Annotated in this window: 13 protein-coding genes, 1 pseudogene and 1 riboswitch; of the genes and pseudogenes, 6 read left to right on the top strand and 8 right to left on the bottom strand. The window is 71.8% G+C overall.

The window, feature by feature from the left end:
- Nucleotides 1-52 precede the first annotated feature (52 nt).
- Nucleotides 53-688 (top strand): hypothetical protein, encoded by a 636-nt coding sequence (locus ACFWIS_RS22320; RefSeq protein ID WP_380463125.1) that lies wholly within the window; start codon nt 53-55, stop codon nt 686-688.
- On the opposite strand, the gene ACFWIS_RS22315 is transcribed toward ACFWIS_RS22320, so the two are convergent.
- The 5 genes from ACFWIS_RS22315 to thrC form a co-directional block, all read right to left on the bottom strand.
- Nucleotides 685-1,041 carry a hypothetical protein gene (locus ACFWIS_RS22315; RefSeq protein ID WP_380463123.1) on the bottom strand — a complete coding sequence of 119 codons (357 nt, stop codon included), beginning with the start codon at nt 1,039-1,041 and terminating at the stop codon, nt 685-687. The two genes, ACFWIS_RS22320 and ACFWIS_RS22315, sit on opposite strands and share 4 nt — an antisense overlap.
- A 161-nt stretch (nt 1,042-1,202) precedes the next feature.
- Nucleotides 1,203-2,825 (bottom strand): chaperonin GroEL, encoded by a 1,623-nt coding sequence (gene groL, locus ACFWIS_RS22310; protein WP_380463120.1) that lies wholly within the window; start codon nt 2,823-2,825, stop codon nt 1,203-1,205.
- 324 nt (nt 2,826-3,149) lie between these two features.
- On the bottom strand, nt 3,150-3,353 hold the full coding sequence (locus ACFWIS_RS22305) for a cold-shock protein (protein WP_030289665.1): 204 nt from the start codon (nt 3,351-3,353) through the stop codon (nt 3,150-3,152).
- Nucleotides 3,354-3,904: 551 nt separating this feature from the next.
- On the bottom strand, nt 3,905-4,183 hold the full coding sequence (locus ACFWIS_RS22300; protein WP_188308228.1) for a MoaD/ThiS family protein: 279 nt from the start codon (nt 4,181-4,183) through the stop codon (nt 3,905-3,907).
- Nucleotides 4,184-4,210: 27 nt separating this feature from the next.
- Nucleotides 4,211-5,491, bottom strand: a complete 1,281-nt coding sequence (gene thrC, locus ACFWIS_RS22295) for a threonine synthase (RefSeq protein ID WP_380463117.1) — start codon at nt 5,489-5,491, stop codon at nt 4,211-4,213.
- A 17-nt stretch (nt 5,492-5,508) separates the two neighbouring features.
- A riboswitch (SAM riboswitch) is annotated at nt 5,509-5,644 on the bottom strand.
- Nucleotides 5,645-5,787: 143 nt separating this feature from the next.
- Between thrC and ACFWIS_RS22290 the strand changes: the two genes are divergently transcribed.
- Both ACFWIS_RS22290 and ACFWIS_RS22285 read left to right on the top strand, forming a co-directional pair.
- Entirely contained in the window at nt 5,788-6,819 is a 1,032-nt protein-coding gene (locus tag ACFWIS_RS22290) for a glucosyl-3-phosphoglycerate synthase (protein ID WP_380463114.1), read from the top strand.
- 38 nt (nt 6,820-6,857) lie between these two features.
- Nucleotides 6,858-8,342, top strand: coding sequence for a trehalose-6-phosphate synthase (locus ACFWIS_RS22285; protein WP_380463112.1), 1,485 nt, complete (start codon nt 6,858-6,860; stop codon nt 8,340-8,342).
- 30 nt (nt 8,343-8,372) lie between these two features.
- On the opposite strand, the gene otsB is transcribed toward ACFWIS_RS22285, so the two are convergent.
- Together otsB and ACFWIS_RS22275 are read right to left on the bottom strand one after the other, a co-directional pair.
- Nucleotides 8,373-9,212, bottom strand: a complete 840-nt coding sequence (gene otsB, locus ACFWIS_RS22280) for a trehalose-phosphatase (protein WP_380463110.1) — start codon at nt 9,210-9,212, stop codon at nt 8,373-8,375.
- 38 nt (nt 9,213-9,250) lie between these two features.
- Nucleotides 9,251-9,478 (bottom strand): DUF3263 domain-containing protein, encoded by a 228-nt coding sequence (locus tag ACFWIS_RS22275; RefSeq protein ID WP_380463108.1) that lies wholly within the window; start codon nt 9,476-9,478, stop codon nt 9,251-9,253.
- 96 nt (nt 9,479-9,574) lie between these two features.
- Between ACFWIS_RS22275 and ACFWIS_RS22270 the strand changes: the two genes are divergently transcribed.
- The gene (locus tag ACFWIS_RS22270) at nt 9,575-9,925 is read left to right on the top strand and encodes a cupin domain-containing protein (RefSeq protein ID WP_380463106.1); all 351 of its coding nucleotides are present in this window, start codon (nt 9,575-9,577) and stop codon (nt 9,923-9,925) included.
- Nucleotides 9,926-9,943: 18 nt separating this feature from the next.
- Here the strand turns inward: ACFWIS_RS22270 and ACFWIS_RS22265 are convergent, their stop codons facing one another.
- Complete coding sequence (locus tag ACFWIS_RS22265) at nt 9,944-11,197, bottom strand: extracellular solute-binding protein (RefSeq protein WP_380463103.1); 1,254 nt, start codon at nt 11,195-11,197, stop codon at nt 9,944-9,946.
- A gap of 334 nt (nt 11,198-11,531) precedes the next feature.
- On the opposite strand from ACFWIS_RS22265, the gene ACFWIS_RS22260 reads away from it, so the two are divergent.
- Complete coding sequence (locus ACFWIS_RS22260; RefSeq protein ID WP_380463100.1) at nt 11,532-12,491, top strand: ROK family protein; 960 nt, start codon at nt 11,532-11,534, stop codon at nt 12,489-12,491.
- Nucleotides 12,488-12,722, top strand: a pseudogene (locus ACFWIS_RS22255) (N-acetylglucosamine-6-phosphate deacetylase); the annotation flags it as partial. The gene ACFWIS_RS22260 and the pseudogene ACFWIS_RS22255, both read left to right, overlap by 4 nt.

Here is a 12,722-nt window from a genome sequence, read left to right as displayed (position 1 = left end):
ACCTACCTATAGGTCCAGTGCCGGGCGGGGCCCGTCCGCCACAATGTGCCCCATGCCGACCGAGGACCTGCTCACCGCCTGGACCGCCCTGCTGCACCGCTGCGGCGCCACCGACGACCCGGAACCGTACGGCCGGGAGCTGCTGCGCCGCTGGTCCGAGCCCTGGCGCCGCTACCACTCGACCGAGCACCTGCGCGCGATCCTGCGCCACGTCGACGACCTCGCCGGGCACGCCGCCGACCCGGACGCCGTCCGGCTCGCCGCCTGGTTCCACGACGCCGTCCACCGGCCCGACCGCACCGAGAACGAGGAGCGCAGCGCCGCCCTCGCCGTCCGCGCGCTGACCGCCGCCGGCCTGCCGGCCGAACGCGTCGCCGAGGTCCAACGGCTCGTCCTGCTCACCGCCGCCCACGCCCCGGCCCCCGGCGACCGCAACGGCGAGGTGCTCTGCGACGCCGACCTCGCCGTCCTCGGCGGCAGCCCCGAGGCCTACGCGGCCTACACGGCCGCCGTGCGCGAGGAGTACGGCTTCGTCCCCGAGCCGGACTTCCGGGCCGGCCGGGCCGCCGTGCTGCGCCGCATCCTGGCCCTCCCCGCCCTCTACCGCACCCCCGCCGCCCACCACCGCCTCACCGAGGCGGCCCGCACCAACCTGGCGGCCGAACTCCAGCAGCTGGGCGAGAGCTAGTCCAACTCCCCCACCGGCGCCACCACCGCGCCCTGCTTGCCGCACACCCAGTGCGGCTCCGGCCCCAGCTCGGGCTCCACGCCCAGCGCGTGCGGGTCCCCGTCGGCCGCGCAGGCGGTGCACAGCGGCCACCGCCCGTACGCCTCCAGCAGCGCGTCCTGGACGTCCTGGGCGACCAGCCCGAGCACGTACTCGGTGCCGTCCGGCCACTGCTCCAGCCACCAGCGGCGGTGGGTGACGGCCTGCTCCACCAGCGAGACGACGGCGGCGTCCGCCACGTCCCGCGCGGTGAGGTCGGCCAGGATCAGCGCCCGGGCGTTGTGCAGGGCGGTCTCGATGTCGTCGGAAGCCATCCGTCCATTCTCCGTGGAAACGCCGGAACGCCGAAACGCGGGAACACCGGAAGGGCGGAACACCGGAAGGGCGGAACGCCGAAACGCCGCGTGGGCGGCCCCCCGAAGGGAGCCGCCCACGCGGACGAGGATCAGCCGATCCGATCGGAATCCGATCAGGATCAGAAGTCCATGTCACCGCCCGGCATGCCGCCGCCGGCGGCCGCGGCGGCCTTCTCCGGCTTGTCGGCGATGACGGCCTCGGTGGTGAGGAACAGCGCCGCGATGGAGGCGGCGTTCTGCAGCGCGGAGCGGGTGACCTTGGCCGGGTCGATGATGCCCTCGGCGATCAGGTCGACGTACTCGTTGGTGGCGGCGTTCAGGCCGTGACCGGCGGGGAGGTTGCGCACCTTCTCCACCACGACGCCACCCTCCAGGCCGGCGTTGGTCGCGATCTGCTTGATCGGGGCCTCCAGCGCGACCTTGACGATGTTGGCACCGGTGGCCTCGTCGCCTTCCAGCTCCAGCTTGTCGAACGCGACACCGGCCTGCAGCAGGGCGACGCCACCACCGGCGACGATGCCCTCCTCGACGGCGGCCTTGGCGTTGCGGACGGCGTCCTCGATGCGGTGCTTGCGCTCCTTGAGCTCCACCTCGGTGGCCGCGCCGGCCTTGATGACGGCCACGCCGCCGGCCAGCTTGGCGAGGCGCTCCTGGAGCTTCTCGCGGTCGTAGTCCGAGTCGCTGTTCTCGATCTCGGCGCGGATCTGGTTCACGCGGCCCGCGACCTGCTCGCTGTCACCGGCACCGTCGACGATCGTGGTCTCGTCCTTGGTGATGACGACCTTGCGGGCGCCACCCAGGAGGTCCAGACCGGCGTTCTCCAGCTTGAGGCCGACCTCCTCGGAGATCACGGTGCCGCCGGTGAGGACGGCGATGTCGCCGAGCATGGCCTTGCGACGGTCGCCGAAGCCCGGGGCCTTGACGGCGACGGACTTGAAGACGCCCTTGATCTTGTTGACGATCAGGGTCGACAGGGCCTCGCCCTCGACGTCCTCGGCGATGATGACGAGCGGCTTGCCGCTCTGCATGACCTTCTCCAGCAGCGGGAGCAGGTCCTTGATGCCGCCGATCTTGGAGTTGGCGATGAGGATGTACGGGTCCTCGAAGGTCGCCTCCATCCGCTCCAGGTCGGTGGCGAAGTAGGCGGAGATGTAGCCCTTGTCGAAGCGCATGCCCTCGGTGAGCTCGAGCTCCAGACCGAAGGTGTTGCTCTCCTCGACGGTGATGACGCCTTCCTTGCCGACCTTGTCCATCGCCTCGGCGATGAGCTCGCCGATCTGGGTGTCGGCGGCGGAGATGGAGGCGGTGGAGGCGATCTGCTCCTTGGTCTCCACGTCGGTGGCCTGGGCCAGCAGCTGGTCCGAGACGGCCGCGACGGCCTTCTCGATGCCGCGCTTCAGGGCCATCGGGTTGGCGCCGGCGGCGACGTTGCGCAGACCCTCGCGAACCAGGGCCTGGGCGAGCACGGTGGCGGTGGTGGTGCCGTCACCCGCGACGTCGTCGGTCTTCTTGGCGACCTCCTTGACGAGCTCCGCGCCGATCTTCTCGTAGGGGTCCTCGAGCTCGATCTCCTTGGCGATGGAGACACCGTCGTTGGTGATCGTGGGGGCGCCCCACTTCTTCTCCAGCACGACGTTGCGACCCTTGGGGCCGAGCGTGACCTTCACCGCGTCGGCGAGCTGGTTCATGCCACGCTCAAGGCCGCGGCGAGCTTCCTCATCAAAGGCGATGATCTTGGCCATCAGAAGTGGTCCTCCGGGACACGGTCGACTGCTCGGACCAAGGGGTGCCCGCGACGGACGGCCCTGGTGTGCGGAGGTCCATTCCCCTACCGCCCCCGGGGGCCTCACCGACCCGGTCCGCTGTCACTCTCACACTGTGAGTGCTAACGCCAATGATTAGCACTCCGGGTGGTCGAGTGCAAGCCCAATCCACAACCCGCGAGCCGCCGTCCGGGCCGGCGCGGGTACGCGAACGGGCCCGTACGACGCGTGTCGTACGGGCCCGTCGAGAAGCAGGAGGTCCACCAGTCGTGGGCCGTGCCGAGCTCCTGGAGTCGGAAGGGGTCAGACCGCCGCGCGGACCATGTCCGCCTGCGGGCCCTTCTGTCCCTGGGAGATCTCGAACTCGACCCGCTGGCCCTCCTCGAGGGTGCGGTAGCCGTCCATCTGGATCGCGCTGTAGTGGACGAAGACGTCCGCACCACCGTCGACCGCGATGAAGCCGTAGCCCTTCTCCGCGTTGAACCACTTGACGGTGCCCTGAGCCATTCCGAACTCCCCTAGTGCTGTGCTGGCCCTTCACGGGCCCGCAGGTCGCGGGCCCGGGTCTGGTTTTGAAGGCCGGCCCGGGGAACCCCCCCTGAGCGCAGCCGTGCACGCCGCAACCCTCCGCACGGGGGCGCCGGACGGCTTCCGTGAGCGGGTGATTACGTCGACCGCCGCTGAATGTATCCGGATCGACGCCCTCTGCAACAGGGTCAACCGCCGGGAATTCCGCAGCCCTGCCAAGAGACAAGAGCGAACAAACCGGGAGGAAATCGGCATTGCACGCCGGACATAGCGGACGAATTACTCAAATGCCTGCAGGAATTCTGACATCTGCCTGACATGTTTCCCGACCCGGCGCCCAGGCCGGTCTCAGCGGCCGGACGACCTCCGGCGACGCACCCCGTCCGCCGGGAGCGGAGCCCTGTTCCCAGCAGAGCCACACTCTACTCCGACTCGACCCGGAATATTCCCGCCGAAATACGCGCGACCGCCCGCACATACGGGGAATCGAATTCCGTACGTGCGGGCGGCGCGGAAAAGAGCGGGGCGGCTCAGCAGCCGCCGGCCACCGCCGGAATGATCGAGACGCCGGCACCGTCCTTGATCTCGGTCGCCAGGCCCTCGGCGAAGCGCACGTCGTCGTCGTTCACGTACACGTTGACGAAACGGCGCAGCTTGCCGGTGTCGTCCAGGATCCGGGCCGAGATGCCGGCGTGGTTGCGCTCCAGGTCGGCGATGACCTCGGCCAGGGTGGCCCCCTCCGCGGTGACCTCGGCCGCGCCGCCGGTGTAGGTGCGCAGGATGGTGGGGATGCGGACGTTGGCGCTCATGACTCTCCTTGCGGGGTGGGGGGCGGTTCAGGCGGACGCGAGGCCGGCGGCGCGGAAGGCGTCCAGGCTCGGGCGGATCACGGCGGTCATCCCGGCCTCGGAGACGGCGTCCAGCGTCTTCAGGCCGTCGCCGGTGTTGATCGCGACGGTCTCCTTGGCCGGATCCAGCTGACCGGTCTCGACCAGCTTCTTCAGCACGCCGACGGTCACCCCGCCCGCGGTCTCGGCGAAGATCCCCTCGGTGCGGGCCAGCAGCCGGATCGCCGCCACCACCTCCGCGTCCGTGACGTCCTCGACCGCACCGCCGGTGCGGCGGGCGATGTCCAGCACGTACGGGCCGTCAGCCGGGTTGCCGATCGCCAGCGACTTGGCGATGGTGTCCGGCTTCACCGGCTTGATCACGTCCCGCCCGGCCTTGAAGGCCGCCGACACCGGCGAGCAGCCCTCCGCCTGGGCGCCGAAGATCCGGTACGGCCGGTCCTCGACCAGGCCCAGCTTGATCAGCTCCTGCAGCCCCTTGTCGATCTTCGTCAGCTGGGAGCCCGAGGCGATCGGGATGACGATCTGCTCCGGCAGCCGCCAGCCGAGCTGCTCGCAGATCTCGTACGCCAGCGTCTTGGAGCCCTCGCCGTAGTACGGCCGCAGATTGACGTTCACGAAGCCCCAGCCCTCGCCGGCCTGGTCCCCGATCAGCTCCGAGCAGAAGCGGTTCACGTCGTCGTAGTTGCCCTCGATGCCGACCAGCTCGCCGCCGTACACCCCGGCCATCACGACCTTGCCCTGCTCCAGGTCGTGCGGGATGAACACGCAGGACCGGAACCCGGCCCGGGCCGCCGCCGCGCCCACCGCACCGGCCAGGTTGCCGGTGGAGGAGCAGGACAGCGTGGTGTAGCCGAACGCCCGGGCCGCCTCGATCGCACACGCGACCACCCGGTCCTTGAACGAGTGGGTCGGGTTGCCGGAGTCGTCCTTGATGTGCAGCTGCGCGGTGAACCCGAGCTCCCGGCCCAGGTTGTCCGCCTTCACCAGCGGGGTCCAGCCGGGGTTCAGGTTGGGCTTCGAAGCGACGTCGGCCGGCACCGGCAGCAGCGGCGCGTAGCGCCAGATGGACGCGGGGCCGGACTCGATCCGCTTGCGCAGCTCCTCGGCGCGCTCGCTCCCGAACTCGTACGCGATCTCCAGCGGCCCGAAGCACTCCAGGCAGGCGAAGTCGGGACCGAGCGGGAAGCGGGTTCCGCACTCCCGACACGACAGCGCGGCGGCGGGGCCGAGGTCGACGGATACGGGTGCGGCAGTGTCGATAGCCATGATGGCGGAGGCCTCTCTCCTCATCTTCCCCGTGGCGCGGGCGCGCCACAGGCCGGAATTGGCACCTGTCCCGCCGGGGCCTGTCGACGACAGCCGAGCGAGAAGGTTGCCGGGACGTCAACGGGCCGTTCCCTCAGTCCCTCTGGATGAGCTTGTGAAGTTATGGTTCAGCGGCGACCCCGGCGTGCGAAGGTCCGACCGCTGTACGAAGACTGTATCCGAAGGCGTCAACCTCGAACGGGACCGTCCGCCACGCGAGATGGCCCGTTCCACCTATCCCGCCGAGGAGAGTCACCGTGCCCGCCGAACCGACCCCCGCGCTCCTCCCGCAGGCGGCGTCCTGGCTCCGCCGCCGCTCGTGGAGCGCGGCCGAGCGGCCGGTGCACACCCTGCTGGAGGCCAAACAGCGCACCGGCCGCACCGTCAGCGTCGTCCTCCCGGCGCTCGACGAGGAGGCCACCGTCGGCGACATCGTCCGCACCGTCCGCCGCGAGCTGATGGAGCGGGTGCCCCTGGTCGACGAACTCGTCGTGGTGGACTCCGGCTCCACCGACGCCACCGCCGCCGTCGCCGCCGAGGCCGGCGCCCGGGTGGAACACCGCGACCGGATCCTCCCCCGGCTGCCCGCCGTCCCCGGCAAGGGCGAGGTGCTCTGGCGCTCCCTGCTGGTCACCCGCGGCGACATCGTCTGCTTCGTCGACGCCGACCTGCGCGAGTTCGACCCGGCCTTCGTCTCCGGCATCGTCGGCCCGCTGCTGACCGACGAGTCCATCCAGCTGGTCAAGGCCATGTACGACCGCCCGCTGGAGACGGACAGCGGCGCGGTCGTCCCGGCCGGCGGCGGGCGGGTCACCGAACTCGTCGCCCGCCCCCTCCTCAACCTCCACTGGCCCGAGCTCGCCGGATTCGTCCAGCCGCTCGGCGGCGAGTACGCGGCCCGCCGCTCACTCCTCGAACGGCTGCCCTTCCCCACCGGCTACGGCGTCGAACTCGGCCTGCTGGTCGACGCCCTGGACCTGGTCGGCCTGGACGCCCTGGCCCAGGTCGACGTCGGCGTCCGGCACCACCGCCACCAGGACAGCCAGGCCCTCGGCCGGATGGCCGCCACCATCTACCGCACCGCCCTCGAACGCCTCGACCGCACCCACCGCCTCAAGGCCTCCGCCGACCTCGTCCACCCCCACCTCACCCAGTTCAGCCGCGCCCCGGAGACCCTCCCCCGGCCTTCGGCCGGGGGGACCCCCATCTTCACCCCCCACACCCACCCCGTGACGGCCCTGGAGCGCCCCCCGATGCACACCCTCCCCGAGTACGCGATCCGGCACTGAAACGTTTGCGGCCCCCACCCCCCGGCAAGATGCCAACCATGGGCGATCTCACGACCGAACGTTCGAGTGCGACCGGAACCGCCCCAGTCCTGGTGGCCTCCAACCGGGGACCGGTGTCCTTCAGCACCGCCGACGACGGCACGCTGACCCTGCGCCGCGGCGGCGGCGGCCTGGTCTCCGGCCTCTCCGCGATCGACGACCCCACCGCCGTCTGGGTCTGCGCCGCACTCGGTGACGCCGACCGCAGAGCCGCCCGGGAGGCCCCCGACGGCCGCCTCGACCTCGCCGGGCACGAGGTCGGCGGCCAGGCCGTACGGATGCTCGACATCGACCGGGAGACCTTCGCCCACGCCTACAACGGCGTCGCCAACTCCACCCTCTGGTTCGTCCACCACATGCTCTACGCGACCCCCACCGCGCCCTCCTTCGACGCCGCCTTCCGCACCGAATGGGCCTCCTACCAGGCCTACAACACCGCCTTCGCGAACGCGCTGGCCGCCGAAGCCGCCCCGGACGCCGCGGTCCTGGTGCAGGACTACCACCTCTCTCTCACCCCGGCCCTGCTCCGGCAGGCCCGCCCCGACCTGCGGATCGGCCACTTCTCCCACACCCCCTGGGCCCCGCCCGAGTACTACCGGATGCTCCCCGACGACGTCGCCCGGGCCGTCCTGACCGGCATCCTCGGCGCCGACCGGGCCGGCTTCCTCACCGAACGCTGGGCCCGCGCCTTCGCCGCCTGCTGCGAGGACCTCCTCGGCGCCGAGTTCGACCCCGCCGCCCTCACCGTCACCCACCAGGGCCGCACCACCCACCTCGGCGTCCACGCCCTGGGCGCCGACGCGGACTTCCTCCGCGAGCGCGCCCACCGCCCCGACGTGGACGACCGCCTCACCGGGCTGCGCGCCGCCGTCGGCGACCGCCGCACCATCGTCCGGGTCGACCGCACCGAGCTGAGCAAGAACATCGTCCGCGGCCTCCAGGCCTACCGGCACCTGCTCCGCACCCGCCCCGAGTGGCACGACCGGGTGGTCCACATCGCCTTCGCCTACCCGTCCCGCACCGACCTCGCCGAGTACCGCGACTACACCGCCGAGGTCGAACGCCTCGCCGCCGCCATCAACGCCGAGTTCGCCACCCCCACCTGGCAGCCGCTGATCCTGCACGTCAACGACGACTTCCCGCGTTCCCTGGCCGCCTACCGGCTCGCCGACGTGGCACTCGTCAACCCGATCCGGGACGGCATGAACCTGGTCGCCAAGGAAGTCCCGGTGGTCTCCGACCAGGGCTGCGCCCTCGTCCTGTCCCGGGAGGCCGGCGCCCACGCCGAACTCGGGGACGACGCCCTCACCGTCAACCCCTACGACGTGATCGCCACCGCCGAGGCCCTGCACACCGGTCTCACCATGAGCCCGGAGGAGCGCGCCGACCGCACCAAGCGCCTGGCCGCCGCGGCCACCGCGCTCCCCCCGCAGCAGTGGTTCCTGGACCAGCTCGACGCCCTCGGCCGGCTCGACGTCCGCTGAGGTCTCCTCACCGGGCGTCGAGGGCCTCCCTCAACGCCCGGTGAGAGCCTCCCCCAGGGCCGTCAACAGCTCCACCACGCCCTCGGGCCCGTCGACCACCAGATCCGCCCGGTCGGCGAGCTCGCGCACCGGCGCGTCCCCCACCGCCCCGGCGCACACCAACAGCCCGGCCAGCCCCTGCCCCCGCAGCTTCTCCACCGCCGCGAAGGCCGCCACGTCCCCCAGGTCGTCCCCCGCGTACAGCACGGAACGGGCGCCGCGCTCCCGCAGGAACCCGGTCAGCGCCGCCCCCTTGTCCACCCCCGGCGGCCGCAGCTCCAGCACCAGCCGCCCGGGCTCCACCACCAGCCCGTACGCGGCCGCCAACTCCCCCACCGGCACCCGCAACAGCTCCAGCGCCCGCTCCGGCTCCGCCGTCCGCCGGGTGTGCACCGCAACCGAGCGCCCCTTGTCCTCCACCCACGTCCCCTCGGGCGCCCCCGCCCGCTCCAACACCTCGGGCAACGCCGCCCGCGCCCCGGCCACCCCGGGATGCACCTCCGGCGCCGTCACCACGCCACGCTCCCAGCGCTCGGCCCCGTAGTGCCCCAGTACCACCAGGCCCGGCACCCCGGCGAACCCCCCGTACTCCGCCGCCAGCGCCGCCGGCCGCCCCGTCACCACCACCACGGCGACCCCCGCCGAGGCCAACCGCCGCAACGCCCCCACCACCCCCGGATGCGCCCGCGCCCGCGAGGGATCCGCCACGATCGGCGCCAACGTCCCGTCGAAGTCCAGCGCCACCACCGCGCCCTCCGGCGCCGCCAGAATCGCCCGCAGCCCGTCCCGCCCGGCTCCGGTGGCCGGCACACCCATCTCGTCAAGACCCATACCGAACCCCCTACCCACCCCCGGCGGCGGCACCCCCCTCAACGCGCCCCGCGCCGCCCTTCCCGAACCCGCCGCAACCGATTCACCAGCACCGGAGCGAAGGCCAACGCCTCCTCCCGGTCCAGCAACCCGTTCAACAGCTGGTAGTACCGGGTGGACGAGAGCCCCAGCTCCTCCCGGATCGCCCGCTCCTTGGCGCCCGCCGTCCGCCACTGCCGCCCCTCCAGCGCCAGTACCGCGCGGTCCCGCTCACTCAGCTCACCCACGACAACACCTCCTCGCTACGAAGTGTCATCCTCGCCCGCACCCCCGACACACTCTGCCCCCCGCCCCGGCGCCCCCGCCCGGCTAGCGTCACCCCCATGACCACGCCGAGCTTCACCGTCCACGTCCCCACCGCCGACCTCGACCCCGAGCCGCTCGACCCGTCCCAGATCGTCTCCGGCACCCCCGAGGTCACCGGGAAGGTCCTCGCCGAGTCCCCCGACGGCCGTCAGCTGCGCGGCCTCTGGCAGATCACCCCGGGCGTGGTCACCGACGTCGAGGCCGACGAGATGTTCGTGGTGCTGAGCGGCCGGGCCACCATCGAGATCGAGGGCGGCCCGACCCTGGCCGTCGGCCCCGGTGACTGCGCCGTCCTGCGCGAGGGCGACCGCACCACCTGGACGGTCCACGAGACCCTCCGCAAGGCCTACGCGATCACCCTCCCCTGAGCAGGCCCCTCCCCGGTCCTACTGCTTGCGGACCCGGGCCGCCTCCTTCATCGCCGCGTCCTGCAGCCCGCCGAGCACCTGCTTCGGGTCCCCGGTCACCGCCTGCCCGATCCCCGCCTTGATCCGGTTGCTGACCTCGCCCCAGGCCGGGTCCCCGAACGGGTAGAAGCTGGCGTTGGTCAGCCCGACCGCGAACTGCTTGAGGTCCGCGTGCTTGGGGTCCGCGGACATCTGGTTGAAGGCGTCCTGGGTCACCGGCAGCAGGTTGTACTGCTCGTCGAACTTCAGCTGGTAGTCCTTCGTGTAGACGAAGGACAGGAACTTCTTGATCTCGTTCTTGTGCCCGTTGGCCTTGAACGCCATCATCCAGTCCGCGACGCCGAGGCTCCCGGTCTTCCCCACGCCGTCCTTCTTCGGGATCGGCGCCGTCCCGAAGTCGATCTTCCCCGCGGACGCCATCCGCAGCAGCGTCGGGTGCCCGTTGAGCATCGCGACCTTCCCGGAGGCGAAGTCCTGGAACACCGGCGTGCGGTTCATCTTGCCCGGGTCCGGGTACGTCAGCCCGGTGCTGACCAGGTTGGTCTTCAGCCAGTTGAAGGTCGCCTGGTTCTGGTCGCTGTCGATGGTGTAGTTGCCGACGTCGTCGGAGAGCGAGCCGCCCCCGCTCAGCGTCCACAGCATCGACTCGGCCGGCGCCTCCTCCGGCCCCAGCGGGAGCCCGTACGGGGTCACCCCCGGCACCTTGGCCTTGATCTTCTCGGCCGCCGCCCGCAGCTCGTTCCAGGTGGTCGGCGGCTGCGAGATCCCCGCCTGCCGGAAGACCGCCTTGTTGTAGAAGAGCACCCGCGAGGAGGAGACGAAGGGGATGCCGTACTGGGTGCCCAGCACCTGTCCGGCGTGCGAGAAGTTGTCCATGAACTTGGCCTGGGTGTCCATGGAGAGCACGTCCGCGGCCGGGTACAGCCGGTCCGCCGCGACCTGTTCGGCGAAGCCGCCGGTCTGCAGCAGGTCGGGCGACTTCCCGGCCGCGATCATGTCGTCGACCTTCTGGCCGATGTCGGTCCAGCTGTCGACCTCGACCTGGACCTTGATGCCGGGGTTGGCGGCCTCGAAGGCCTTGGAGACCTCGTCCCAGTAGTGCTTGGAGCTGGTCTCGCTGTTCTCCCCGTAGTCGGCGGCGACCAGTTTGAGCGTGACCGGCCCGTCGCCCTGCCCGCTGCACGCACTGACCGTGGTGAGCACCAGTGCTCCGGCCAGCGCCGTTCCGAGCACACGGAGGGAAACGTGGGCGCGCCTGTCCAACGCGGGTACCGCCTTCAAAAAGAACTACAGCCGGACGAGGGAATCCAGCAGGGGGGAGCGCCACACTGCCAAACCGCTCCACCACTGGTCCACACCACTCGCCCCCGCCCGTCGAGTAGTTACCGAAGTGCCCCGGTTCGTTGCACGATGCGCAACAACGGGCGAACGAAGGCCCTCGACCGGACCGCTCGGCGCAAAGCCCCGCACACCCCCCGCAGCCGAGACAAAGCTCACCCAGTATGGACCAGACCAATCCGACAACTGGACTAGACCTCTTCGGTCCGACCAAGGGAAACTGTCCCCCGTGAAGCACGTCATCGCACTCGATGTAGGCGGCACCGGCATGAAGGCCGCGCTGCTCGCCCAGGACGGCTCCGTGCTGTTCGAAGCACGCCGACCGACCGGGCGGGAACACGGCACCGACGCCGTGGTCGCCGCCATCCTCGACTTCGCCGCCGACCTCGCCGACGAGGGCCGGGCCCGCTTCGGCCTCGCCCCGCTGGCCGCCGGCGTGGCGGTGCCCGGCACGATCGACGAGAAGAACGGGATCGCGGTCTTCTCCGCCAACCTCGGCTGGCGCGACCTCCCGCTGCGCGAGCTGCTCGGCGAACGCCTGGCCGACACCGCCGGAGGCGCCCGCGGCGCCGCCATGCCGGTGGCGCTCGGCCACGACGTGCGCTCCGGTGGCCTCGCCGAGGGCCGGCTGGGCGCGGGCCGCGGCATCGACCGCTTCCTGTTCATCGCCCTGGGCACCGGCATCGCCGGCGCCATCGGCATCGACGGCCGGATAGAAGCCGGCGCGCACGGCTACGGCGGCGAGATCGGCCACGTGGTGGTCCGCCCCGGCGGGCCGAAGTGCGGCTGCGGCGCCCGCGGCTGCCTGGAGACGCTGGCCTCCGCCTCCGCCGTCTCCCGTGCCTGGGCCGAGGCCAGCGGCGACCCCGACGCCGACGCGGCGTCCTGCGCCGCCGCGGTGGACGCCGGGGACGACCGCGCCCGCGCGGTCTGGCAGACCGCGGTCGACGCCCTGGCCGACGGCATCGTGCTCGCCCAGAGCCTGCTCGACCCGTCCACGGTCATCGTCGGCGGCGGGCTGGCGGAGGCCGGCGACACCCTCTTCACCCCGCTGCGCACGGCGGTCACCGAGCGCCTGACCTTCCAGATGCCCCCGGAAGTCGTACCCGCCATGCTCAAAGACACCGCCGCCTCCCTGGGCGCCGGCCTGCTCGCCTGGGATCTGCTCTCGATGGAGGTGACCGCGTGACCACCGCGGACCGTGACCGTACTGCCCTGGCCGGCGCCCGGCTCGTCCTGCCCGGCGGCGTCGTCGAGGGCGGGCGCCTCGCCGTCGAGGGCTCCCGGATCGCCGCCATCACCAGTCGTAGCAGCGCTGGGGAGAGCGAGCCCGGCGACCTCGACCTGACCGGCCACACCGTCGTCCCCGGCTTCGTCGACCTGCACGTCCACGGCGGCGGCGGCGCCTCCTACGCCTCCG

It is taken from the genome of Kitasatospora sp. NPDC127060 (assembly GCF_042724935.1).
In the GTDB taxonomy this organism is placed as follows: domain Bacteria; phylum Actinomycetota; class Actinomycetes; order Streptomycetales; family Streptomycetaceae; genus Kitasatospora.
Note: the sequence above shows the minus strand (reverse complement) of the source record. Positions and strands in the feature narration are given on the sequence as shown.